Consider the following 23,161-nt stretch of genomic DNA (forward strand, 5'->3'; position numbering starts at 1 on the left):
AAACGCCAGTGGGATCGGCAGCTCAGTGGCGATGGGGGTCGGTCGGCGACCACGGCCACGTAGGAACGTCTTGAGCGAAGAGACGTAGGCTAGCACTTAGCCCACGGCGGAAAGGCTACTTGCGAAATTCCGGCGGGATCGGCAGCTCAGTGGCGATGGGGGTCGGTCGGCGACCACGGCCACGGCGGAACTTCTTGAGCTGATAGACATAGGCCAGCACCTGGGCCACGGCGGCAAACAGCCCCTCCGGGATCTCCTGCCCTATCTCGGTGGCATGGAAGATGGCACGGGTGAGCGGCGGCGAGGCCATGATGGGGATATCGTACTCGCGGGCGATCTCCCGTATCTTCATCGCCACCTCGTCCGCCCCCTTGGCCAGTACCTTGGGGGCCGCCCCGGGCTTGCTGGCGTCGTATTTGAGCGCCACCGAGTAGTGGGTCGGGTTGGTGATCACCACGTCGGCCTTGGGCACATCCCCCATCATGCGGCGCATCGCCATCTGCATCTGCAACTGGCGGATCTTGCCCTTGACCTCGGGCTTGCCCTCGCTGTCCTTGAACTCGTCTTTTATCTCCTGCTTGGTCATCTTCAACTGGCGGGTGTGGTTCCAGGTCTGGAAGGGCACATCGATGGCGACGATGGGGATGAGGGCGCAGCAGAGGATGATGAGCATCCAGAGCAGCAGATCCAGGGCATCGATGATGCCGCCGGGGAAGCCCTCGAGGGAGAGATTCAGCAGATGATTGAACTGGCTGGAGAGCATCCACCAGGCGAACAGACTGATGAACAGCACTTTCGCGATGGATTTGAGCAGTTCCACCAGGGATTGCACCCCGAACATCCGTTTCAGACCATTCAAGGGGCTGAGCTTGCTCCATTTGGGTAACATCGCCTCGGAGGAGAAGTTCATCCCGCCGAGCAGGGTGTTGCCGACGAAGGCGGCGATGGCCACCAGCAGGAACAGCATGCCCAGCGGCTGCACCAGCTCCCACAGCAGGGTCGGCAGCATGACCCCCATGGCATTGGGATCGAAGGCCTGCTCCCGCTCCAGGGTGAAGCCCATGGTGAGCACCTTGATCATGGCCCCCGCCAGGCTCTCCTTGATCATCAGCAGACCGAAGACGGTGGCCAGCAGGACGCTGGCGGTACCCAGCTCCTTGGAACGTGCAATCTGCCCTTTTTCCCGGGCCTGTTGCAGTCGTTTGCCCGTGGGTTGTTCTGTGCGTTCCTGATCGGTATCAGCCATGCTGACCTCCGAGGCAGGTCGCTCCTGGCGGCATGCCGCTCAGACCGACCATCAGGGCGAAGGATATCACCTCGGTGCGCTCAGCCATTCTGGCCCCCGAAGCAGCGCACATCAATCAGCTCGCAACTGGTCTCCTGCACCCGCTCCCAGATGGCCTCGAAGTGCCCCATGAAGCCGCCGATGGTGAGCCAGAGGATGAAGAGACCGGACATCATGCTGACCGCGAAGCCGATGCTGAAGATGTTGAGCTGGGGGGCGGCCCGGGTCATGACCCCGAATGCGAAGTTGATGAGCAGCAGCGCGACGATGGCCGACAGCGCCATCACCAGGGAGGCCTGATACATGACCCCGAGGAAGCTCACCAGGCTGCGGATGGCGGGCAGGGAGAGCCCCTGATCCGATACCGGCAGGGTCTCGAAGCTCAACACCACCATCTTGATCATCAAAAGGTGTCCGTCCACCGCCAGAAACACCAGGGTTGCCAGCATCAGGTAGAACTGGCCCACCACGGGGGCGGACTGACCATTCATGGGATCCACCAGGGTGGCGAAGCCCAGACTGGTCTGCATGGCGATCACCTGGCCCGCCATCACGAAGGTCTCCAGCAGGAACTGGGTCATCAGACCGAGCGCCACACCGATGAGCAGTTGCTGTCCCAGCACCAGGAAGCTGCCGACGGAGAAGAGCTCCACCTTGGGCATGGGGGGCAACAGGGGGGCGATGATGAAGGTGATGGCGAGCGCCAGCCCCATGCGCACCCTGGCGGGGGCCAGGCGGCTACCGAACACGGCCATCACCATCAGCAGGCTGCTGATGCGGGCAAGGGGCCAGACGATGGAGGCCAGCCACTCCATGATCACCGCCGTGGTGTAAGTCATGACCGCGTCCCTGCAACGGGCGGGCACGGTGGCCAGGCGCCTGCGCCCACAGGCATTACCCCACCACCTCGGGGATCTGGCTGACCATCAGCTGGAAGAAGTCGATCAGGCTCTGCAAGCCCCAGTGGGCGCCGAGCCCCAGGGCCAGCAGGGTCACCACCAGACGGGGCAGGAAGCTCAGGGTCTGTTCGTTGATGGAGGTCGCCGCCTGGAAGATGGCAACGATGAGGCCCACCATCAGGCTCGGCAGGATCACGGCGCACACCATGATGGTCACCAGCCAGAGCGCCTCGCGAAACACGTCGACAAAGGTTTCAGGACTCATGTGTCGGATCCTCTCGATTGACCGGCTAACCCGCGCCCAGCCCGAAGCTGTTGGCAAGGGACCCCAGGATCAGGTTCCAGCCATCCACCATGACGAACAACATCAGCTTGAAGGGCAGCGACACCAGCATGGGTGACAGCATCATCATCCCCATGGCCATCAGGATGCTCGCCACCACCAGATCGATGACCAGGAAGGGCAGGAACAACATGAAGCCTATCTGGAATGCGGTCTTGAGCTCGCTGGTGACGAAGGCCGGGATCAGCACCCGCAGGGGCACGTCCGCCGGCTTGTCCACCTGCACATTGGCTATCTCCATGAAGGTGTTGAGATCCTTGACCCGGGTCTGGGCCAGCATGAATTGATGAATGGGCAATTCAGCCTTCTCCAGCGCCTCCTTGGGCCCTATGGTCTCCGCCAGATAGGGCTGCAGCGCCTCCTCGTTGATGCGATCCAGCACCGGGGACATGATGAAGAACGACATGAAGAGGGCGATGCCGATCAGCACCTGGTTGGAGGGGCTCTGCTGCAGACCGATGGCTTGGCGCAAGATGCCGAGCACCACGATGATGCGGGTGAAGGAGGTCATCATGATGACCATGGCCGGCAGGAAGGAGAGCGCGGTCATCAGCGCCAGCACCTGCAGGGTCAGACTGTACTCCTGGGAGCCATCCGCCATGGTCTTGACGGTGAGGGCCGACATGCCGTCCTGGGCCAGGGCCAGGGGGGCAAACAGGCTGAGGAACAGCCAGATCCAGTTAGCTTTTTTCATGCTTGCCCATCAGTTTGCCGAGCTGCTGGGAGAAAGCCTGGGGCTGGCTCTCGTCCAGCGGCTCCTCCAGCCGGTAGAGGAAGTTGACCTGCTGCGGGGTCACCCCGATCAGCAGTTGCTGCTCCCCCACCTTGACCACCATCAGCTTCTCCTTGTAACCGAGCGGCAGGGTGGCGATCACCTTCATCTGGCCTCCCCCCATGACGCTGGTGAGCTTGCTCTTCTTGAGCAAAAAGCCCAGCACCAGGATGAGGCCGATGACCATCAGACTGGAGAGCAGCCAGGAGGTGATGCTGGGAGGGTTGACCCCCTCCGCCAGCGCCGGAGAGGCGAACAGTATCAGGGCGAGAGCGCGGATCATTTGAGTTTCTTGATCCGTTCAATCTGGCTGATGACATCGGTCAGGCGGATGCCGAACTTGTCGTTCACCACCACCACCTCGCCGTGGGCGATCAGGGTGCCGTTGACCAGCACGTCCAGGGGCTCGCCGGCCACCCGATCCAGTTCCACCACCGAGCCCTGGTTCAGTTGCAGCAAGTTGCGGATGCTGATCTGGCTGCGACCCACCTCCATGGCGATGGTCACCGGGATGTCCAGAATGGTGTCCAGCTTGCGACGCTCCTCGGCACTGATGGGGGCGTCATCCTTGAGCTCTTCCAGAGGGGCCGGCTTGGCCTCGGCCGTCACCTGCTCTTCCAGCGCGGCAGCCCAGGCGTCAGCCATCAGATCCTGCTCGTCATCGGTTCCGCTCATCTCGAATTCCTTATGCTGCTAAATGCTTCTATTCATGCCCGTGATGACGGGCCGTCAATCAGGGGTGTTTGTCGGCGATGCTGCGCTCGAGCTCTTCCAGCTCGGCTTCGCCATCGATACGCACGCCCCCCCGGGTCACCAGATGCATCTCTGTCTTGACCCCGTCAGGGCGCTTGATTTTGTCGGTGATCTTGAGCGCAACGTTCTCCTTGGTGCGCCCCATCTTGGCATGGAAGGTCGGCAAGTCCTCCACATAGACCAGCAGGTTCTCCGGCATCTCCACCGGGATGATGTCGCCGGGTTTGAGCTCCATCAGATCCCGCAGGGTCAGTTCGGTCTCCAGCAGCTTGGCCTTGAGCTCCACCTTGACGTCCATGATCTCGTCGCGCAGCGCCTTGCTCCAGCGCACGTCCGTGTCCCCCTTGTCACTCTGCACCCCCGCATCCAGCAACTCGCGAATGGGTTCGAGCATGGAGTAGGGCATGGCCACGTGGAAGTCACCGCCGCCGCCGTCCAGTTCGATGTGGAAGGAGCTCACCACGATCACCTCGGTGGGGCTGACGATGTTCGCCATGGCCGGGTTCACCTCGGAGTCAAGGTACTCGAAGCCCACGTCCATCACCGGGGCCCAGGCATCCTTGTAATCCTCGAACACCAGCTTGAGCAGCATCTGGATGATGCGTCGCTCGGTGGGGGTAAATTCGCGCCCCTCGATCTTGGCGTGGTAGCGACCGTCGCCACCGAAGAAGTTCTCCACCAGGATGAAGACGAGGCGCGCCTCCATGGTGATGAGAGCCGTCCCCTTGAGGGGGCGGAAGCGCACCATGTTCAGGCTGGTGGGCACGAACAGGGTGTGCACGTACTCCCCGAATTTCAGCATCTGCACGCCGTTGATGGAGACCTCGGCGGTGCGCCTCATCATGTTGAACAGGCTGATGCGCATGTGACGGGCGAAACGCTCGTTCACCAGCTCCAGGGTCGGCATGCGGCCACGGACGATGCGGTCCTGGGAGGAGAAGTCAAACTGGGCGATCCCGGGATCCCCGGCCGCCCCTAACTCTTCCTCTTCGACATCATCGACACCGTGCAACAGGGCATCAATTTCGTCCTGACTTAACAGATCGCTCACGCTTCACCTTTATCCATGACTGGTCGGCTCGTCACTGCATCACGAAGCCGGTAAACAACACTTGTTCTATGACGGGGGTAGCGACCAGATCGTTGAGCACCCGGCGACACTCCTCCAGTGAATCCTTGCGCAGCTTCTCCTTGCCCTCGAAGGTCATCAGCTGCTCGGCAGTGGCGGCGCTGAAGACCCGCAGCAGGGTCCCCTCGATCAGGGGGATGTTCTGCTTGGCCAGGGTCTCGTCGGCGGCGCCCCGCACCATCAGCTGGATCTTGATCTGCACCAGTCGATCCCGCTGGCCACCCGCCACGTTGAACACGAAGGGACGTGGCATGCCCACATAAAGCGAAGGCTGGGGCGCATTGTCGGCGGGCTTGGCCTCGGCAGCATCGGCCGCGGGCTTGTCACCGCCGGAGAGCATGAACCAGGCACCGGCCCCTCCGCCCCCGAGCAGGACAACGGCCAGGGCGATAATCATGATCAGCTTCTTTTTCTTGGCTGCCGCCGGATCCTTCAGCGTCAGTTCGTTATCGTCTGCCATCCCTCGTCCACCCTAGTCTCAAACTTGTTCGGTATCATAAACTTACTTAAGAATGCATCAAGCATAGAAATCAATTCCGGCATCGTTTGCCGATTCCACCAGCAGGCTGAGAGTATGGGCCGTACCCTCGCTCTCTCCCTGACCGCGGCCACCGGCGCCACCGTTCCCCTGTCGGCCCTCTCCCCCGGAGCTCGCCTGCCCCTGGGATTGTTGCTGCGCCAGCTGGGAGTGCTGCTGTGCTTGTTGTTGCGACTGAGGCTGTTGTTGCACCTGGGTCTGCCCAAGCTGGATCCCCTGCCCCGCCAGCATGTCCCGCAGGCGCGGCATGGCCTGCTCCAGCATCTCCCGGGTCTGGCCATGCTGGACCACGAAGTTGACGCTGGCCTGACTGTCCGCCCCCATCTGGATCTGGATTTTCATCTTGCCAAGCCCCAGGGGATCGAGCTGGATCTCCGCCTGCTGCAGCTTGTCCGTCAACATCAGATTCACTTTCTGGTGCAACTGGGTCGGGGTTTCTGGCGTCGCCAGCTTGAGGTGCGGCAGGTTCTGGGCATCCCGTCTGGCGCCGGTTTCGGCAACGGACTTCGACTCGTTACTCCCCTGGGAGGCCAGCTGCTGGGTGGTGGCACCCGCCTCGGCCTGCTGGGCGGGCTTGGCCTCCAGCCCCGCACTCTTGCCGACCTCGTCCAGGGATCCCTTCAATTCGGTTTTTCTGAGTTCGCTATTGGCCTTGACCACCACGGCCGGGGCACTCTCCATCTGCTGGATGCCGGCGGACAGGGCCGCCAGTGAGGCTTGTGGCCCCTGAGATTCGTGACGAGCCAGCACCTGCTGCGGCGCCGCCAGCGCCGGGGTCTGGGGATCGCTCACCTGAGCCGTTCCGGCAGGAGCCACCACTGGAGTCTGACTGCTCGCACCCCCATCGGCCTTGGCGACGGAAGCCTGGGCAGTGCCGCTCTCTTGCGCCCTGCCCCCTGTGCGGGCCTGACCTGATGCCTCATCGGTGCTGGCCGTCACGCCACCTGCGCCCTGTGCGCTGGCATCCGCCCCGCTTGGTGAGCGCCCGTCAGCCTTGCCCTCGGCACTGGCTGCGGGCTGATCGGCAGAGACCATAGTGGCACTGGCCACCCCTTCTCCAAAGACCCTGGCCACACCGGCCTGCTTGTCATTGGCGGTCTGCGCGGCGGACAGGTTTTCCCTGTTCGCGCCATCGGTCTCTCCCGTCACCACCTTGGCCAGCTGGGCTGCTCGCTCGGGGCCAGAGAGGGGCTGGGATTCCGGCTTGGATCCGGTCTCTTTGGCAGCGACGCCCTTGTCGGCCACAGACTTCTCTGATGCGTTCAGGTCTGCGCCAGTCTCGCGGCTGTCAACCCCGTCCGCCACCGGGGATGCAGCCTGTTTGCCCGGCAGGGCGGCATCGGCGCCGGCCACGCGGCCCAGGGCATCCGGGGACGCCGCGCCATGTGCCGCACTTTTTTCCGCCGCACTGTTCGCGGCATCACCCGTCCCCTTGCCGGATGGCGCCAAGGCCGCTGCTAGCTCCGTGCGCTGGGCCAGGTCGTTTTGGGGCAAAGTCCCTTGCTGCCCGGCACCGGCCACGGCGTCCTTGCCAGGGACTCCGGCGATGGAGGGCGACTCGGGCGGCAAGTCATTGCCGTCCGGATGGGCGGCAGGGAGCGGAGCCTGGGGAGGGGTCGCCACCTGCGCCACCAGGGTGGTGTCCTGGCGCAGCGAGGCTTGCAGCTGCTGCAGGAAATCGTCGGGGGGAAGCTCGGCCTCGTCGGCCTTCTCTACTTGATGAGGTGCATTCTGGCTCGTCTCGCTCGCCGCCAAAGATTTGGCATCCAGCGGAGACTTGAGTGCGCCATCCCCCTGACGGGCGGGATCCTGTTGCCCGAGCTGGCGGGCCATGGCATCGGCGAAGAGGGCCTTGCCCTCTCCCGGCAGTGGCAGATCCCCCTCGCCACCCAGCGCAGGCAACGCCGGGGTGGCGGCACCATCGACCGACTTGGCCTGGGCAGAGGCTGTAATCAACTGGGTCTGTATCATGCTGGGATCCCTGACGACAATCCGGTGATGACCGCGCGGCCTGGGGCTGGGGCGGTCGATGAATCGAGTGATTGACCGAAGAGAAGCAAATTACAGGCCAGAGTGGTGATAGCGTCGCTGGATGGCGTAATCATCCAGCATCTTCTGCTCCTGGCGCTGGGCCTTCAGGCGCAATTTGTCTGCCTGCTTCTCCAGCAACAGCTCGACGGCCTTGCGCCGCTGCTGGGCCTCCAGCCACTGGGTGCGGCACTGGGCCAGCGCCTCGCGCACCTGCAACACCCCTTCGTATTGCTGGGTCGCCGCATTTTCCAGCTTGTTGATGAAGGCGTGATACTGGCTGTTCTGCTGGGGACTGATCCCCTGCAGGCCGCGATCCGTCCACTGCTGGTGGTAAATCTGGCGGTACTGGTTCAGCGCGTTTTGCTGATCCATGAACAGCTTCAAGTCCTGCTGGGCCTTGGCCAGCGCCATGGCCGCTTGATGTTCGGCCTCCACCAGCCTGGCTGACAGCAACTCCAGTCCTTTACTCATCAATTGGCTCCCGATTCATCTCGTCAACGCATCAGGGGCATGGCCACCATGTGCAGGGATTGCAGGCCTTCATCATAGGGAATGACCTCGCGCATCTTCTGCTGCAAGAACTGATCCAGATAGGGCTTCTGGATGATGGCCCGGTCGATGCGGGGATCCGAGCCCTGGCTGTAGGCGCCGATGGTGATGAGATCCCGGTTCTGCTGATAGAGGGAGTAAAACTGCTTGAAGGTGCGCGCCAGCTCCATGTGCTCCGGCGAGGTGACCATGGGCATGACCCGGCTGATGGACTTCTCGATGTCGATGGCCGGGTAATGGCCCGCATCCGCCAGCTCCCGCGCCAGCACGATGTGACCGTCGAGGATGGCCCGCGCCGCGTCGGCGATGGGATCCTGCAGATCGTCCCCCTCCGTCAACACGGTGAAGAAGGCCGTAATGGAGCCCTGGCCGTCGCTGCCGTTGCCGGCCCGCTCCACCAGCGCCGGCAATTTGGCAAATACCGAAGGCGGGTAGCCCTTGGTGGCGGGCGGTTCCCCCACTGCCAGGGCGATTTCCCGCTGGGCCTGGGCATAACGGGTGAGGGAGTCCATCAAGAGCAACACGTTGAGCCCCTGATCCCGGAAATACTCGGCGATGGCCAGCGCCGTCTCGCACCCCTTGAGGCGCATCAGCGGCGAGGCGTCGGCAGGCGCCGCCACCACCACGGCCCGCTCGCGCCCCTCGGCCCCGAGGATCTCCTCGATGAACTCTTTGACCTCCCGACCCCGCTCACCGATGAGCCCCACCACCACCACGTCCGCCACCGAGCCGCGGGTCATCATGCCGAGCAGCACGGATTTACCGACGCCGGAGCCGGCGAACAGCCCCATCCGCTGGCCCTGGCCCACTGTGAGCACGGCGTTGATGGCACGTACCCCCACGTCCATCGGCTGATGGATGGGGCGACGGGCGAGCGGATTGATGCGGTGCTGGGCAAACTGCACCGTCTGGGAGGCGAGGATGGGGCCGAGCCCGTCCAGGGGCTGACCGATGCCGTCGATGACCCGGCCGAGCAGGTTCATCCCCACTGGAATGCCATGCTCCTCGGTGATGGGCACCACCCGGGCACCGGGAATGACCCCCTTGAGCTGCTCGCTCGGCATCAGGAACAGGCGATCCCCGGAGAAGCCCACCACCTCGGCCTCCAGCGCCCCCTCCTGGGTATCGATGCGGCACAGGGCGCCGATGGCGGCGCGACAGCCGATGGCCTCCAGGGTCAGCCCCACCACCCGGGTCAGCTTGCCTGCCACCGGCGGCGTGGGGCCGCTCTCGCGCACGCGGTAAGCGTGCAGCCGATTGAGCAAGGACGCGGTCATGAAGCCTCCGAAGGGGTGAAAAGTGCGGGCCGGGGCGAACAGGACGCCATCCCGGCCCTGATGTTGAATACGGCGGCGCCAGAAGGTGCAGGGCGATGCAGCACCATCAGTCCGCGTTGTCCCGCAGGAAGCTGCGCAGCAGTTGCTCGATGCGCCCCGCCAGGGTCAGATCGATGCTGGAAAGCTCGGTGGCGAGCTGCAGATCCCCCGGGGAGAAGGTGGGTTCGGCCTGCAACCGCCAGTGGCGCCTGGCGCACTCCTCGGCGCCGAAGGCCTCCTCGACCCGGGCTAGATCATCCGGATGCAGCATCAGGGTGACCCCGTGCTCGGCGGCCGGCAGCAGGGAGAGCCCCTGTTTGAGCGCCTCCAGCAGCAGCCGAGGCGAGGTTTGCGCCTCATGGCGGATGAGGGCGCGGGCGAGCTGCTGCACCAGGCTGATGAGCTGCTGCTCCACCGCGGCGTCCAGTTCGCTCAGGGGGTTGGCGAGGCGATCGGCAAGCCCCTGCCAGTGGGCAATCTGTTGCTCCACCTGTTCGCGGCCCATGGCGAGCCCCTCTTCCCTGCCCTGCTCCAGACCCGCCTGATGGCCCTGTTGCAAGCCTTCCAGCTTGCCCTCCTCCAATCCCTTGGCAAAGCCCGCTTCACGCCCCTCGCTCATCCCCTCTTCCCAGGCGGCCTGGCGAATGGCCTCCAGCTCCTCGGCGGTGATGCTGGGAGCGGGCTCCTCTTCCGGTTCGGGATCTGGGGTTTCGACCTCCTGCTCCTGCCGGTACCAGTCCGGGCTGAGCCCCAGGGCATTGCTCTGGATCTCGGATTCGACTTCCATCTCGGGCCAGCCCCAGGCCTGCGCCGGCAACTCGTCCGGCTCAGGCCGGACGTAACCGCGCAGCTTGTTATTCTTGCTGTTCATGCTCTAGTAGCACTCCTCACCAGAAACGGGTGGCATGACAATACAACACCATGGTGAAAGGCCAACATGTTAGAGGAACTCTTCGCCACCACCGGCCCCCAGCATGATCTCGCCCGCGTCCGCCAGACGGCGTGCGATGGAGAGGATCTCCTTCTGGGCGGCCTCCACTTCGGAGACCCGGATCGGCCCCATGGCCTCCAGATCGTCTGCCAGCATCTCGGCGGCCCGCTTGGACATGTTCTTGAACACCTTCTCCCGCATCTGATCGTCCGAGCCCTTGAGGGCCCGTTGCAGCAGATCCCCCGGTACTTCCCGCAGCAGGGTCTGGATACCGCGATCGTCCACGTCGATGAGGTTCTCGAACACGAACATCAGATCCTGGATCTGCTGACTCATCTCCTCGTCCGAGTCGCGGATGGAGTCCATCAGCTGGCCTTCGATGTTGGTGTCGAGGTAGTTCATGATGTTGGCGGCAGCCTTGAGGCCACCCATCTTGGCGGCCTGAGCCCCGGCCGCACCGGCGAACTGCTTCTCCATGATGTCGTTGAGCTCTTGCAGCGCCGCCGGTTGCACCTCTTCCAGGTTGGCGATACGCATCACCAGATCCAGGCGTACCTGCTCCGGGAACTGGCTCAGGATCTCCGCCGACTGCTCCGGCTCCAGATAAGAAAGCACTATGGTCTGGATCTGCGGGTGTTCGTTCTGGATGATGCTGGCCACCTGGCGCGCGTCCATCCACTTGAGGGAGTCGAGGCCGCGGGCCCCTGACCCCAGGATGATCTGATCCACCAGGTTGCTGGCCTTGTCCTCCCCGAGTGCCGCCACCAGGGCCTTGCGCACGAAGTCTTCGCTGCCGATACCGATGTTGGTGTATTTCTGGATGTCGTCGATAAATTGACGATGCACCGCCGCCACCCGATCGTGACTGAAGTCCGACATCGAGGCCATGGACATGCCGAGGCGCTGTACCTGCTTGGGTTCGAGATGACGGAAGATCTGGGCGGCGTCCTCTTCGTTGAGGCTCAGCATCAGCACGGCCGCCATCTCCATCCCGCTCATCTGATCCAGAAGCAGGCGCTGGCTGTCGGTAATCTCGTTACCGGTGATTTGGTTCTTGTTCTCTTCAGGCATCTCGGTTCGTTACCCATTCTTTAATGACCTGAGCGGCCAGATCCGGTTCATTCGCCACCAGCGCACGCACCGCCTTGAGCAAGTCTTCATCCTTGTGCAGATCCGGCAGTTTCAGGTGACCATCGCGCACCCCGAAGATGGGCTCGGCTTCCGCCTGGGCCGCCAGCAGGCTGAGCTCGTCATCCCCGCCCAGCACTATGCTGTTGTCCAGATCCAGCTCCCCTTCCGGTCTCGCATCCGGGTAGAGCAGGCGTTTGAGCATGGGCCGCACCACGGTGACGATGAGCACTATGATGACCAGCACGGAGGCGGCAATGCGCACCGCGCGCCAGAACCAGGGCTGCTCGTAGAGCGGGATGTCCGCCACGGCCTCGAGTTCGGGACGGTTGAACGGGATGGCGACCACTTCCAGGGTATCCCCCCGGGTCACGTCAAAGCCGAGGCCGCCGCTCAGCAACCGACGCAGGGTGTCGAGCTCGGCCTGGGTGCGGGGCTCGCGGGTGATGGCGCCCTCGGCGCCAGGCGTCGCCTTGTAATCCACCGCCACCGACACCGTCATGCGGCGAATGCCGCCCTGCTGGCGCCGGATATGGCTGATGGTGCTGTCCAGTTCGAAGTTGCGGGTCGCCTCCTTGCGGGAGCGGCCGCTGGCCGCATTGCCACCCTCGGCGGCCGTCGCCTCCTGGGGAATGCTGGAGGCGGCAGGGGGCTGGTTGGAGAGCGCGCCGGGCACGCCGCCGTTGCTGCCACCCGAGCTGTTCTCCTCCACCGTCATCTCGGAGCGCACGGCGGGCAAGTCCGGATTGAAGGTCTTGCGGGTCTGCTCCTGCTGGGAGAAGTCGAGGGAGAGATCCACCTCGGCGGTGTAGTTGTCCGCCCCGAGCACCGGGATCAGGATGGCGTCAATTTTTTGTTTGTACTCCAGCTCCTGCTTCTGCTGCATCGCAAACTCTTTGCGGGTCTGGGCGGAGAGAGGATCCTGGGAGCCGGAGTTGAGCAGGCGGCCATTCTGGTCGGTGACCGTGACCCGGGTCGGCTCCAGGCCGTGGACGGCGGAGGCCACCATGTCGACGATGGAGTCCACTTCCCCCTGGCCGAGGGCGCTGCCCCGCAGGCTCAGCACCACGGTGGCACTCGGCTTGCGTTCGTTACGGGCGAACACGTTGTCCTTGGGGATGGCCAGCAGCACCTGGGCCTTGGCCACGTTCTGGAACTGCTCGATGGCGCTCGCCAGCTGGCGCTCGCGGCTGAGCTTGAGACGCTCTCCCTCCATGCGCTGGCTGACGCCGAAGCTGGAGTCCTTGAGCAGGATGGACTCGCCGTCATTGCTCACGTCGCTGCTGCTGGCAAGGCCGGCGCGGGTAAGGCGCAGACGGATATCGGCATAGTTTTCGGCGCTGACCAGCACGCTCTTGCCGTCCACCTGATAGGGGATCTTCTGCTGATCGAGGTAGTCGAGGGTGGAGACCAGCTCCTGGGTATTGAAGGTGCCGAGGGGACGCATCTCCGGCTCCTTGCCCCACAGCAGGATGAAGACGGCGATGGCCAGACAGATAGTCAGCCCCAGGATCAGGGTGATCTGGCGCAGCACATCCGTGTTGGAGAGAAAGCCCAGCGCCGAGCTCTTCTGCTCCTGCTCGTCCAGGGTCGCCGCCCCTTCGTTGTTCATCAGCAGATCGCCGTTTTGATCGTTAGCCACGGTTTATGTCCTTGTTGCTGACATGTTCATGATGCTCAGTCGCCATGGATATGCTTATACCGGCATGTTCATGATGGTCTTGTAGGCATCGACCATCTTGTTGCGCACCTGGACGGTCGCCTCGAAGGCGATGGAGGATTTCTGGCCGGCGATCATCACCTCGGAGAGATCCACCGACTTGTCGCCCAGATCGAAGCGGGTGCGCAGATCGTTGGCGCTGCCCTGCAGCTCGTTGACATTGTCGAGAGCCAGCTTGAGCATCTGACCGAAATCCGAGCTGACCGGGCGACCAGGCTGGGCCAGCGGGGTGGCTCCCGCTTCGACCTTGAGTGCCTGCATCTCTTGCATCAGGCTGCTTGCACTTATTTCCATCTTTCATCCCCAGACAAATCATTGACGCTGACAGGCTTAAAGCAATAAGGGTGCCAACCAGAGCGAATAGAGAAGATCAGAAGTGAAAGAGGGGCGTGATCAGGCCGGTGCCACCAGCCGTCACGGATTCAGATCGCGGGCCAGGGCTGTTTGCCCAGCAGCAACCGCAGGTAACTCAGGTGCAGATCGTAGTGTTCGTCGGCGGGCAGCTTGGCCAGCACCTCATCACGCAGGTAGTGCGCCTTGACGCTTGCCTGCTCAGGGGTCACCAAGCCCACGGCCACCAGCTTGGCGATGATGGCGTGGGAGAGGGCCAGGCAGGCCTCATCGGCCTCTCCCCAACCAAACTGGCCCGCATAGGCTTCTGTCGGCAAGACTGGTTCCAGCGGTGCCACCAGATCCCCCCAGACCCAGAACGCCGTGGGGATCCCTTCCTGCAACCGCAGATAGATGCTCTGTTTTTCCCACTCCCGGCTCTGGGCCGCCATCACATCTTGCCCGGGCTCATGCGCCATATCCCTCTCCTTGTCCCACGACTCTGATCCGCGCCCATGAAAAAGAGGGCCGAAGGCCCTCTTTTTACTGCAAGTCTCGTCAATTAAACAGACTGTATTTCAATCTGATAGAAGAAAAAGAACTTGTCGGACCGAGAGGGATGTGTCACTTGTTCAAATCATCGTCAAGCCAGTACTTGGAGCCGGAAATATTGGCATCCAGCAGCAGCCCTTTCTCGCCAATCTGGTAGATGGCCATGCCGCCGTTGTACTTGGCGGTCAGCTCGGCACTCTCCTTGCCCGCCACGGCCCCCACCTCGGAAGTGGCTTCCCAGCCCTTGTTGACGAAGGCATCGAAGTGGGTCTGGTCTTCAAACAGGATCACCTGCTGATAGAACTTGCCGCCGAGCCCGGCCGCGAGGCCAGCCCCGAACATCTTCATATAGGTGTGCTTGCCGGTTTTGCGATTGACCGCGACCCCCGACCCCTGGTTGGTATGGATCATCAGGGAGAACTTGCGCGAATCAAACACCGCGTAGCCATAGGCCTGGTCAAACAGCAGCTTGGCGGAGGGCTGATCGTTGAACAGCCGCACCAGAGCGGTGTCGGCCATGGTATCGAGGGCCGTGCGTGCCTCTTCCGGGGTCTTGGGTTCCAACATGGTGTCGAGCTTCTTGTCCGCCGCATCCAGCCACTCCTTGCCGGTGGCCGCACTCTCTTCGGTCCAGGCGCCAGCCTTGTTATAGGCATCGGCTCCCCAGGTAGAGACGGACTCCCAGGTCTCCTTGGAGAAATCGGTGATCCCCTTCCATGCCTCCTTGCTGGTGTCGCTCACCGCGGTGCCGAGATCGGAGGCGGCCTCTTTCAGCTTGGCCCAGTCGGCATGGCTGGGAGTGGATGCCAGCAACAGGGCGGCGGCAATCAGCCAGGGTTTGCTCTTCATGGTCTGCTCCTTCTTCTGCTCGTCAGCGGATCACTACCCTATCAGATTTAATCGTACGCCAATAACAGTCCCGTTCACGACTATGCCTTGCGACTCAATCACCTGCGTCACTCTTTCGCCCATATTGCCGGGTGAGCAAGGCGTTTCCTGCCGTACTCTGCTTGAGGAAGCAAGGCTGCCGTGGTCGGACGATAACTGTCACCCGCAGAGGCGCTCATCCCCCTCGCCCTTGCCAATGCAAAGGGGATGAACCCGTAAATATTGTTCGGCCAGCCCCGGTTGTATAGTTTTTGGTTAGCCATTCCGGTAAAATCCGCGCCCTTATAATAGAGCCACCTAAGAGTGATTGAGCGATGTCCAACACAAAACAGGCCCCCAAAGTAGGATTCGTCTCCTTGGGTTGCCCCAAAAATCTGGTCGATTCCGAACGCATCCTGACCCAGCTGCGTACCGAAGGGTACGATGTGGTGCCCAGCTATGACGATGCGGAGCTGGTGGTGGTCAACACCTGCGGCTTCATCGACAGCGCAGTACAAGAGTCGCTGGAAGCCATCGGTGAGGCCCTGTCCGAAAACGGCAAGGTGATCGTCACCGGCTGTCTTGGCGCCAAAGAGAACCAGATCCGCGAGATCCACCCCAAGGTGCTCGAAATCACCGGCCCCCACGCCTATGAAGAGGTGCTGGGCCACGTCCACAAGTACGTGGAAAAGCCCACCCACAACCCCTTCACCAGCCTGGTGCCGGCCCATGGGGTCAAGCTGACCCCCCGTCACTACGCCTACCTGAAGATTTCCGAAGGCTGCAACCACCGCTGCACCTTCTGCATCATCCCCTCCATGCGCGGGGATCTGGTGAGCCGTCCCATCGGCGAGGTGCTGGCCGAGGCCAAGCGCCTGAAAGAGGCGGGCGTGAAGGAGATCCTGGTGATCTCCCAAGACACCTCCGCCTATGGCGTGGACGTCAAGCACCGTACCGGCTTCTATGACGGCATGCCGGTCAAGACCAGCATGGTGGCCCTGTGCGAAGAACTCGCCAAGCTCGGCATGTGGGTACGCCTGCATTATGTCTACCCGTATCCGCACGTGGATGACGTCATCCCGCTGATGCGCGACGGCAAGGTGCTACCCTATCTCGACATCCCGCTGCAACACGCCAGCCCGCGCATCCTCAAGCTGATGAAGCGCCCCGGCACCGTCGAGCGCACCCTGGAGCGCATCCAGAAGTGGCGCGAGATCTGTCCCGAGATCACCCTGCGCTCCACCTTCATCGTCGGCTTCCCCGGCGAGACCGAAGAAGAATTCCAGATGCTGCTGGACTTCATCGACAAGGCGGAGCTGGATCGGGTCGGCTGCTTCAAATACAGCCCGGTTGAAGGTGCCAAGGCCAACGATCTGCCGGATCCGGTGCCGGCCGAGGTGCAGGAAGAACGCTTCCAGCGCTTCATGGAACTGCAACAACAGGTCTCCATCCGCAAGCTGGCCCGCAAGGTGGGTCAGGAGATGACCGTTCTCATCGACGAAGTGGACGAAGAGGGCGCCACCGGCCGCTCCGCCGCCGATGCCCCCGAGATCGACGGCCTGGTCTACTTGAACGGCGAGACCGACCTCAAGCCCGGCGACATGGTCAAAGTACGCATCGACGAGGCGGACGAATACGACCTCTGGGCCAGTCTGGTGAACTAAACCCGCCGCTCAGCCCGAAAGCCAGTCAGCCCTGCTGACTGGCTTTTTTATTGCCCACCGTCAGCCAGCCACCATACGCCCATCGAAATCGTACCGGCCCTCCTTCATCCATTTCGGCACACCACGCTGTTACGGCTCTCCAGATCTCTGCCTGCGCACAAGAAAACGCTTTCACTCCTCTTCGTGACCCAGCGCACAAACCCGGGCCGCTTTCCCGGTCGCTTGCTTCATGCTTAAAAAAAAGACAGATGGCGAGCGTAAAAACCAGCACGATCCAGTTCACATAATCACTTTTCACCGACGTCAAAGGGTGACTTGATGCTCTGTGATAATTAACATAACAGTCTAATAATAAAGGATTAAAAATAGACTTTGACGAGATTGACGAGCGTCATTGGGTTTTTACGATATCGACGAAATGAAGAGTTGTTGTTTTCCTGTTAACTCTGCTTTTCTAAGGGCGTTGGATGACACAACTACAAGGGTGCAAAACCTGACCAACAGAGAGGGCCGGTGTCCAAGCATGCGATGTCGGTGCTCCATTCCAAAACCATGGAAGACCAATAAGAAAGGAAAAAATATGCTTGCCAAAGTATCCAAAATCGCTACCTCAGTCATGCTGGGGACCCTGCTCGCCGGTATGACCGGCACTGCCATGGCCGCCGAGAACAAGACGGTGCTGACCCTGGTTGCCCAGCAGGAAACCGCATGGGTGAAAAACTTCAACCCCTTCCTGCAGGCAGGTCTGCTGCACACGACCCGTCACTTCATCTATGAGCCGCTGGTGATCTTCAACGATATGCAGGGTGGCAAACCCGTCTATCGTCTGGCGACCCACTACGCCTTCAGCGATGATCTGAAGTCCGTCACCTTCGATCTGCGCGAAGGGGTCAAGTGGTCCGATGGTGAAGCCTTCACCGCCGACGACATCCTCTTCTCCTTCAACCTGGTCAAGGCCAACAAGGCGCTGGACGAGCGCTCCATCTGGACTCAGATCAAGGGTGTCGAGAAGCAGGGGGATCACAAGGTCAAGTTCGACCTGGCCGAAGTGAACACCAACGTGGTGAACGACCTGGTGCTGGTGCCCATCGTGCCCGAGCACCAGTGGAAGTCCGTCAAGGATCCGGTTGCCTTCACCAACGACAAGCCGGTCGGTACCGGTCCCTTCACCGAAGTGGACAACTTCTCCGCCCAGCTCTACACCCAGTGCCGCAACCCGCACTACTGGGATAACGCCAGCCTCTCCATCGACTGCCTGCGCATGCCGCAGATGGCCACCAACGACCAGGTACTGGCCGCCGTGATGAAGGGTGACGTGGACTGGTTCGGTTCCTTCGTGCCGGATATCGAGCGTCTCTACGTCGGCAACGATCCGAAGAACAACAAGTACTGGTTCCCCGCCTCCGGCACCGTGGCGTTCAACGTCAACTTCCAGAGCAAGAACCCGGGCAACCACGAAGCCTTCAACGACATCAACTTCCGCCGCGCCTTCTCCATGGCCATGGACCGCCAGTCCATGGTGGACATCGCGGGCTACGGCTACCCGACCGTCAACGAGTATCCGTCCGGTCTTGGCAAGGCATTCGCCTCATGGGACAACCCGGAAGTCGAGAAGAAATACGGCAAATACAACAAGTTCGACCTGGAAGGCGCCAAGGCGCTGCTGAAACAGGCGGGCTACAAGGATTGTGACGGCGACAAGTTCTTGGACACCCCGAGCTGCAAGAAGATCGAGTTCAAGGTACTGGTACCGAACGGCTGGACCGACTGGGTCAACACCGTCCAGATCGGGGTCGAAGGCCTGCAGGCCCTGGGTCTGAACGCCAAGACCTCCACCCCGGAAGCCACCGTCTGGACCGAGAACCTGATCACCGGTGACTTCGACGTCGCCCTGCAGGGTTACTTCGCCGGTGCCAACCCGCACAAGTACTTCGAGACCGCCTTCCACTCCCGCAACATGGGTGAACGTGGCAACCGCTTCGCGGCGCCCCGCTACAAGGATCCGGCACTCGACAAACTGATCGATGACTTCACCCAGACCGCCGACGCGGCCAAGCAGAAAGAGATCATGTTTGCCATCCAGGAGCGTGTCGGGGCCAACCAGACCATCATCCCGGTGTTCAACAACCCGACCTGGTACGAGTACAGCACCAAGCGCTTCAATGGCTGGTTCAGTGCCGACAACCCGGTCGCCAAGCCGCAGGTTCACCCGGATACCCCGGAGCGTCTGCTGCACGTGTTGTCACTCAAGCCAAACAGCTAATCACCTCGGCCCCCTGCGGGGGGCCTTCTTCCCCGCCCTCACTTCATCCCCCGGACCTCACGGGGTTGGGGTAGCTTTGCCCGGCGCGGGGCAGGCTTGCAGTAAAAGGTATCACCATGGGATTTATACTCAGACGTTTCTCCTTCTATCTGGTCGCTTTTCTGGTGGCCGCCACCATCAACTTCCTGTTACCCAGAGCCATGCCAGGGGATCCCGTCTCCGTCATGTTCGCCCGGGCCGGCGCCATGATGGAGCCCGCCGCCCTGGAAGCCCTCAAAGCCACCTTCGGCTTCGTTGACGGTCCTATCGGCACCCAATTCCTCACCTATGTGAAGAGCGTCTTCACCTGGGATCTCGGCACTTCGGTGCGTTACTACCCGCAGCCGGTCGCCGACGTGCTCGGCCGCGCCATCGGCTGGACCCTGTTCCTGGTGGGCACCTCCACCATCCTGAGCTTCTCCATCGGCTCCATCGTCGGCATCTTCGCCGCCTGGTACCGGGGGGGGCGCATGGACAGCATCCTCTCCCCGCTCACCCTGGTGATGCAGGCCATCCCGCCGGTGGTGGTCTCCCTGCTCGCCCTCTTCCTGTTCGGGGTAAGCCTCAACTGGCTTCCGATTGGCTACGCCTACAGCCCGGAGATCAAGGCCGATTTCGGCTGGGAACACATCAAGAGCATCATGCTGCACGCCATCATGCCGGTGGGCACCCTGGCCATGGTGCAGGTGGGGGGCTTCCTCATCACCATGCGCAACAACATGATCAACCTGCTGGGTGAGGACTACATTACCATGGCCAAGGCCAAGGGACTCTCCAGCAACCGGGTGATCTTCAACTACGGCGCCCGCAACGCCGTGCTGCCGAGCGTCACCGCCCTCTCCATGGCACTGGGTTTCGTCATCGGCGGCTCCCTCATCACCGAAGTCATCTTCAACTACCCGGGCCTGGGCCTGACCCTGTATCAGGGCATCCTCGCCCGTGACTACCCGCTCATTCAGGGCCAACTGCTCATCATGACCATCACCATGCTCAGCTTCAATTTCCTGGCGGACGTGCTCTATGTCTTCCTGGATCCCCGTCTGCGTACAGGAGGCAAATAAGATGCGTATGCCGACCATTCTCAAGATCCTGCTGGGCAACAAGAAGGCGGCCTTCGGCCTCGCCATCGTCGTCACCTTCGTACTGATGGCGCTGTTTGCCCCGCTCCTGACCAGCAACGAACCCACCAAGCGGGTCGCCCGCCCGCACCAGCCTCCCAGCGTGGAGCTGGTAATGGGTTCCAACCGCATGGGGCACGATCTCTGGTCCCAGTTCACCCACGGTGCCCGTATCTCCCTGCTGGTGGGCTTCGGGGCGGGTCTCCTGGTCTGCGCCCTCGCCATCACGGTGGGCATCACCGCCGGCTACTTCGGCGGTATCGTGGACGAGTGCCTCACCTTCCTGATGAACGTGGTGCTGGTGATCCCGAACCTTCCTCTCTTGCTGGTGCTCGCTAGCTTCATCGGGGAGGCGTCACCGACGGTGATTGCCCTCATCATAGGCTTTACCTCCTGGGCCTATGGCGCCCGGGTCATCCGCGCCCAGACCCTGGCCCTGCGGGAGAAGGAGTTCGTCATCGCCGCCGAGGTGCTGGGTGAACCGGCCTGGCGCATCATCCTGGTGGAGATACTGCCCAACCTTATCTCCATCATCGGGGTGAGCTTCATCGGCTCCATCATCTACGCCATCGTCACCGAGGCGACTCTGGAGTTCCTGGGTCTTGGCGACCCGACCGTGGTGAGCTGGGGCATCATGCTCTACAACGCCCAGACCTCGAGCGCCATCCTGGTGGGCGCCTGGTGGGAGATCCTGGCCCCCTGCTTCGCCATCGCGACCCTGGGCGCCGGCCTTGCCATGCTCAACTTCGCCATCGACGAGATAGCCAACCCCCAGCTGCGTTCCCACAAGGGTCTGAATCGCTGGAAGAAACTCGCCGCCCCCGCCCCAGTCACCGCTATGGCCGCACAGGAGAAGACAGCATGACCTCGCAACAACCCCTGCTGTCGGTGCGCCAGCTCTGCGTCGACTACATCACCGAGAACGGCGACGTGCGCGCCGTCAACTCGGTCAGCTTTGACATCATGCCGGGAGAGGTATTCGGCCTCGCCGGTGAATCCGGTTGCGGCAAGTCCACGGTCGCCTTCTCGGTGGCCAGGCTGCACAAGCCACCCGCCTACATCAGCGGCGGCGAGATCCTGTTCAAGGGAGAGAACATCCTCCACTTCGACGACGAGCGGCTGCGCAGCTACCGCTGGCGCCAGGCCAGCGTGGTGTTCCAGTCCGCCATGAACGCGCTCAACCCCGTGCTGCGCATGGAAGAGCAGTTCTGTGACGTGCTGCTGGCCCACAATCCCGGCCTGACCCGCTATGAGGCGATCAAGCGCGCCAAGGAGCTGCTGGAGATCGTCGACATCCACCCGAGTCGGCTCAAGGACTACCCGCACCAGTTCTCCGGCGGCATGCGCCAGCGGCTGGTGATCGCCATCGCCATGGCGCTGAACCCCGAGCTGCTGATCATGGATGAACCCACCACGGCGCTGGACGTGGTGGTGCAGCGGGAGATCCTGCAGAAGGTCTATGCGCTCAAGGAGAAATTCAACTTCTCCATCCTGTTCATCACCCATGACCTCTCCCTCATGGTCGAGTTCTGCGATCGCATCGGCATCATGTACGCCGGCGAGCTCATCGAGATTGCCCCCTCCAAGGCGATCCTGACCGCGCCGCTGCACCCCTATACCAAGGGGCTCGGCAACTCCTTCCCGCCCCTGCACGGCCCGAAAACCGTGCTGGAGGGGATCCCAGGCACCCCGCTCAATCTGCTGGAGGTGCCGGTCGGCTGCCGCTTCCAGGCCCGCTGCAACCGGGTACATGATCGCTGCCGTCAGGAATACACCAAGCTGGCCGAGATCCGGCCGGGACAACAGACCGCCTGCCACCTCTACGGCGTGGCGGAGCAACAATCGGATCTTCCGATCTACCTGGACAAGGCCGCTGGCTGTTAAGGATGTCTGTCATGCAAATCGCCAAAACCGACGCCCCCATCATCGAAGTCCAGCACCTCTACAAGGACTTCCCCGTCAACTCCAACGCCATCAAGAGTGGCAAGATGCGGGCCCTGTCCGACATCACCTTCAACCTGCACCGGGGCCGCGCCCTGGCGGTGGTGGGTGAATCCGGCTCCGGCAAGAGCACCATCGCCAAGATCATCGCCAAGATGTACAAGCTCTCCAGCGGCCGCATCCTCTACCGCGGCCGGGATCTGGAGGAGTTCGACAAGGGCACCGCCCTGCTCGACTACCGCCAGAGCGTGCAGATGGTATGGCAAGACCCGTTCGGTTCGCTGAACCCGACCCACACCATCTACCACCACATCGCCCGCCCCCTGCTGCTGCACAGCAAGGTGCTCGACAAGAAAGATCTGCCGGACATGGTCTACGCCTTGCTGGAGAAGGTGGGACTGACCCCGGCCAAGGCCACCGCCGCCAAGTATCCGCACCAGCTCTCCGGCGGCCAGCGCCAGCGGGTCAACATCGCCCGCAACCTGGCGGTGGAGGCGGAAGTGGTGCTGGCGGACGAGCCCACCTCCATGCTCGACGTCTCCATTCGCATCGGCATCCTCAACCTGATGGAGCAGATGAAGAACGAACTCGGCGTCTCCATGCTCTACATCACCCATGACATCGCCACCGCCCGCTATGTGGCCGAAGATCTCGCGGTGATGTACGTGGGTCACATGGTGGAGTGGGGCGAGGTGGACGAGATCCTGCACCACCCCCAGCACCCCTATACCCAGCTGCTCATCTCGGCGGTGCCGGATCCGGAGAAGAGCATCCACACCGAGCTGGAGGGGGGCCGCAAGGGAGAGATCCCGCTCTGGACCCCGCACTCTCGCGGGTGCCCCTTCGCCGGTCGCTGCCACCAGGCCATGGCCCGCTGCAAGGAGAGCCTGCCGCCGGTGACCAAGCTCGCCGACAACCACTTCGTGCGCTGCTACCTGTACGACTGAGTCAGCCTCTCGCTTCACTGCGGGCCTGCGGGCCCGCCAACCGCCT

Annotated in this window: 23 protein-coding genes; 6 read left to right on the forward strand and 17 right to left on the reverse strand. The window is 62.4% G+C overall.

Annotation, left to right across the window (positions count from 1 at the left end):
* Positions 1 to 115: 115 nt before the first annotated feature.
* The 17 genes from flhB to befA form a co-directional block, all read right to left on the reverse strand.
* On the reverse strand, positions 116 to 1,246 hold the full coding sequence (gene flhB, locus ACW5W7_RS01825; RefSeq protein ID WP_434663426.1) for a flagellar biosynthesis protein FlhB: 1,131 nt from the start codon (positions 1,244 to 1,246) through the stop codon (positions 116 to 118).
* 80 nt (positions 1,247 to 1,326) lie between these two features.
* Positions 1,327 to 2,124, reverse strand: a complete 798-nt coding sequence (gene fliR / locus ACW5W7_RS01830) for a flagellar biosynthetic protein FliR (RefSeq protein ID WP_349918848.1) — start codon at positions 2,122 to 2,124, stop codon at positions 1,327 to 1,329.
* A gap of 55 nt (positions 2,125 to 2,179) precedes the next feature.
* Positions 2,180 to 2,449 carry a flagellar biosynthesis protein FliQ gene (gene fliQ / locus ACW5W7_RS01835; protein ID WP_349918849.1) on the reverse strand — a complete coding sequence of 90 codons (270 nt, stop codon included), beginning with the start codon at positions 2,447 to 2,449 and terminating at the stop codon, positions 2,180 to 2,182.
* Between the two features lie 25 nt (positions 2,450 to 2,474).
* The gene (fliP, locus tag ACW5W7_RS01840; protein ID WP_434663430.1) at positions 2,475 to 3,221 is read right to left on the reverse strand and encodes a flagellar type III secretion system pore protein FliP; all 747 of its coding nucleotides are present in this window, start codon (positions 3,219 to 3,221) and stop codon (positions 2,475 to 2,477) included.
* Positions 3,208 to 3,582: a flagellar biosynthetic protein FliO gene (gene fliO, locus ACW5W7_RS01845; RefSeq protein ID WP_434663432.1), complete on the reverse strand. Its 375-nt coding sequence runs from the start codon at positions 3,580 to 3,582 to the stop codon at positions 3,208 to 3,210. The genes fliP and fliO overlap by 14 nt, the downstream gene beginning before the upstream one ends.
* Positions 3,579 to 3,974, reverse strand: coding sequence for a flagellar motor switch protein FliN (gene fliN, locus ACW5W7_RS01850; protein ID WP_025326247.1), 396 nt, complete (start codon positions 3,972 to 3,974; stop codon positions 3,579 to 3,581). The genes fliO and fliN overlap by 4 nt, the downstream gene beginning before the upstream one ends.
* A 58-nt stretch (positions 3,975 to 4,032) precedes the next feature.
* On the reverse strand, positions 4,033 to 5,103 hold the full coding sequence (gene fliM, locus ACW5W7_RS01855) for a flagellar motor switch protein FliM (RefSeq protein ID WP_349918854.1): 1,071 nt from the start codon (positions 5,101 to 5,103) through the stop codon (positions 4,033 to 4,035).
* A 31-nt stretch (positions 5,104 to 5,134) separates the two neighbouring features.
* Complete coding sequence (gene fliL, locus ACW5W7_RS01860) at positions 5,135 to 5,641, reverse strand: flagellar basal body-associated protein FliL (RefSeq protein ID WP_434663436.1); 507 nt, start codon at positions 5,639 to 5,641, stop codon at positions 5,135 to 5,137.
* A gap of 57 nt (positions 5,642 to 5,698) precedes the next feature.
* Positions 5,699 to 7,690: a flagellar hook-length control protein FliK gene (locus ACW5W7_RS01865; protein ID WP_456500583.1), complete on the reverse strand. Its 1,992-nt coding sequence runs from the start codon at positions 7,688 to 7,690 to the stop codon at positions 5,699 to 5,701.
* 90 nt (positions 7,691 to 7,780) lie between these two features.
* A complete protein-coding gene (gene fliJ / locus ACW5W7_RS01870) occupies positions 7,781 to 8,221 on the reverse strand; it encodes a flagellar export protein FliJ (protein WP_349918860.1) in 441 nt (146 codons plus the stop codon).
* Positions 8,222 to 8,244: 23 nt separating this feature from the next.
* The gene (gene fliI, locus ACW5W7_RS01875; RefSeq protein WP_434663445.1) at positions 8,245 to 9,576 is read right to left on the reverse strand and encodes a flagellar protein export ATPase FliI; all 1,332 of its coding nucleotides are present in this window, start codon (positions 9,574 to 9,576) and stop codon (positions 8,245 to 8,247) included.
* Positions 9,577 to 9,682: 106 nt separating this feature from the next.
* Positions 9,683 to 10,486, reverse strand: coding sequence for a flagellar assembly protein FliH (gene fliH / locus ACW5W7_RS01880; RefSeq protein WP_349918864.1), 804 nt, complete (start codon positions 10,484 to 10,486; stop codon positions 9,683 to 9,685).
* Between the two features lie 69 nt (positions 10,487 to 10,555).
* Positions 10,556 to 11,617 carry a flagellar motor switch protein FliG gene (fliG, locus tag ACW5W7_RS01885; RefSeq protein WP_349918865.1) on the reverse strand — a complete coding sequence of 354 codons (1,062 nt, stop codon included), beginning with the start codon at positions 11,615 to 11,617 and terminating at the stop codon, positions 10,556 to 10,558.
* Entirely contained in the window at positions 11,610 to 13,316 is a 1,707-nt protein-coding gene (gene fliF, locus ACW5W7_RS01890) for a flagellar basal-body MS-ring/collar protein FliF (protein WP_349918867.1), read from the reverse strand. Before fliF ends, fliG begins: the two co-directional genes overlap by 8 nt.
* 54 nt (positions 13,317 to 13,370) lie before the next feature.
* Positions 13,371 to 13,688, reverse strand: coding sequence for a flagellar hook-basal body complex protein FliE (fliE, locus tag ACW5W7_RS01895; RefSeq protein ID WP_349918868.1), 318 nt, complete (start codon positions 13,686 to 13,688; stop codon positions 13,371 to 13,373).
* A 128-nt stretch (positions 13,689 to 13,816) separates the two neighbouring features.
* On the reverse strand, positions 13,817 to 14,203 hold the full coding sequence (locus ACW5W7_RS01900) for a hypothetical protein (protein ID WP_456500584.1): 387 nt from the start codon (positions 14,201 to 14,203) through the stop codon (positions 13,817 to 13,819).
* 145 nt (positions 14,204 to 14,348) lie between these two features.
* On the reverse strand, positions 14,349 to 15,125 hold the full coding sequence (gene befA, locus ACW5W7_RS01905; protein WP_456500585.1) for a beta cell expansion factor BefA: 777 nt from the start codon (positions 15,123 to 15,125) through the stop codon (positions 14,349 to 14,351).
* Positions 15,126 to 15,478: 353 nt separating this feature from the next.
* Between befA and rimO the strand changes: the two genes are divergently transcribed.
* The 6 genes from rimO (at position 15,479) to ACW5W7_RS01935 (ending at position 23,115) form a co-directional block, all read left to right on the forward strand.
* Positions 15,479 to 16,807 carry a 30S ribosomal protein S12 methylthiotransferase RimO gene (rimO, locus tag ACW5W7_RS01910; RefSeq protein ID WP_456500586.1) on the forward strand — a complete coding sequence of 443 codons (1,329 nt, stop codon included), beginning with the start codon at positions 15,479 to 15,481 and terminating at the stop codon, positions 16,805 to 16,807.
* Between the two features lie 580 nt (positions 16,808 to 17,387).
* Positions 17,388 to 19,070: an ABC transporter substrate-binding protein gene (locus ACW5W7_RS01915; protein ID WP_456500587.1), complete on the forward strand. Its 1,683-nt coding sequence runs from the start codon at positions 17,388 to 17,390 to the stop codon at positions 19,068 to 19,070.
* A gap of 116 nt (positions 19,071 to 19,186) precedes the next feature.
* Positions 19,187 to 20,170 (forward strand): ABC transporter permease, encoded by a 984-nt coding sequence (locus ACW5W7_RS01920; RefSeq protein ID WP_349918878.1) that lies wholly within the window; start codon positions 19,187 to 19,189, stop codon positions 20,168 to 20,170.
* A gap of 1 nt (position 20,171) precedes the next feature.
* Positions 20,172 to 21,092, forward strand: coding sequence for an ABC transporter permease (locus tag ACW5W7_RS01925; protein WP_349918879.1), 921 nt, complete (start codon positions 20,172 to 20,174; stop codon positions 21,090 to 21,092).
* Complete coding sequence (locus tag ACW5W7_RS01930; protein WP_456500588.1) at positions 21,089 to 22,111, forward strand: ABC transporter ATP-binding protein; 1,023 nt, start codon at positions 21,089 to 21,091, stop codon at positions 22,109 to 22,111. Before ACW5W7_RS01925 ends, ACW5W7_RS01930 begins: the two co-directional genes overlap by 4 nt.
* A gap of 11 nt (positions 22,112 to 22,122) precedes the next feature.
* On the forward strand, positions 22,123 to 23,115 hold the full coding sequence (locus ACW5W7_RS01935) for an ABC transporter ATP-binding protein (protein ID WP_349918883.1): 993 nt from the start codon (positions 22,123 to 22,125) through the stop codon (positions 23,113 to 23,115).
* Positions 23,116 to 23,161: the final 46 nt, after the last annotated feature.

The organism is Aeromonas intestinalis (assembly GCF_054052485.1).

Excerpts from the sequence above, each read along its gene's own strand:
- fliG (WP_349918865.1), bottom strand. The coding sequence starts at position 11,617 with ATGCCTGAAGAGAACAAGAACCAAATCACCGGTAACGAGATTACCGAC.
- flhB (WP_434663426.1), bottom strand. The coding sequence starts at position 1,246 with ATGGCTGATACCGATCAGGAACGCACAGAACAACCCACGGGCAAACGA.
- fliJ (WP_349918860.1), bottom strand. The coding sequence starts at position 8,221 with ATGAGTAAAGGACTGGAGTTGCTGTCAGCCAGGCTGGTGGAGGCCGAA.
- fliO (WP_434663432.1), bottom strand. The coding sequence starts at position 3,582 with ATGATCCGCGCTCTCGCCCTGATACTGTTCGCCTCTCCGGCGCTGGCG.
- ACW5W7_RS01925 (WP_349918879.1), top strand. The coding sequence starts at position 20,172 with ATGCGTATGCCGACCATTCTCAAGATCCTGCTGGGCAACAAGAAGGCG.
- fliN (WP_025326247.1), bottom strand. The coding sequence starts at position 3,974 with ATGAGCGGAACCGATGACGAGCAGGATCTGATGGCTGACGCCTGGGCT.
- ACW5W7_RS01920 (WP_349918878.1), top strand. The coding sequence starts at position 19,187 with ATGGGATTTATACTCAGACGTTTCTCCTTCTATCTGGTCGCTTTTCTG.
- ACW5W7_RS01930 (WP_456500588.1), top strand. The coding sequence starts at position 21,089 with ATGACCTCGCAACAACCCCTGCTGTCGGTGCGCCAGCTCTGCGTCGAC.
- befA (WP_456500585.1), bottom strand. The coding sequence starts at position 15,125 with ATGAAGAGCAAACCCTGGCTGATTGCCGCCGCCCTGTTGCTGGCATCC.
- fliP (WP_434663430.1), bottom strand. The coding sequence starts at position 3,221 with ATGAAAAAAGCTAACTGGATCTGGCTGTTCCTCAGCCTGTTTGCCCCC.
- rimO (WP_456500586.1), top strand. The coding sequence starts at position 15,479 with ATGTCCAACACAAAACAGGCCCCCAAAGTAGGATTCGTCTCCTTGGGT.
- fliH (WP_349918864.1), bottom strand. The coding sequence starts at position 10,486 with ATGAACAGCAAGAATAACAAGCTGCGCGGTTACGTCCGGCCTGAGCCG.
- fliL (WP_434663436.1), bottom strand. The coding sequence starts at position 5,641 with ATGGCAGACGATAACGAACTGACGCTGAAGGATCCGGCGGCAGCCAAG.
- fliI (WP_434663445.1), bottom strand. The coding sequence starts at position 9,576 with ATGACCGCGTCCTTGCTCAATCGGCTGCACGCTTACCGCGTGCGCGAG.
- fliR (WP_349918848.1), bottom strand. The coding sequence starts at position 2,124 with ATGACTTACACCACGGCGGTGATCATGGAGTGGCTGGCCTCCATCGTC.
- ACW5W7_RS01900 (WP_456500584.1), bottom strand. The coding sequence starts at position 14,203 with ATGGCGCATGAGCCCGGGCAAGATGTGATGGCGGCCCAGAGCCGGGAG.
- fliQ (WP_349918849.1), bottom strand. The coding sequence starts at position 2,449 with ATGAGTCCTGAAACCTTTGTCGACGTGTTTCGCGAGGCGCTCTGGCTG.
- ACW5W7_RS01865 (WP_456500583.1), bottom strand. The coding sequence starts at position 7,690 with ATGATACAGACCCAGTTGATTACAGCCTCTGCCCAGGCCAAGTCGGTC.
- ACW5W7_RS01915 (WP_456500587.1), top strand. The coding sequence starts at position 17,388 with ATGCTTGCCAAAGTATCCAAAATCGCTACCTCAGTCATGCTGGGGACC.
- fliE (WP_349918868.1), bottom strand. The coding sequence starts at position 13,688 with ATGGAAATAAGTGCAAGCAGCCTGATGCAAGAGATGCAGGCACTCAAG.
- ACW5W7_RS01935 (WP_349918883.1), top strand. The coding sequence starts at position 22,123 with ATGCAAATCGCCAAAACCGACGCCCCCATCATCGAAGTCCAGCACCTC.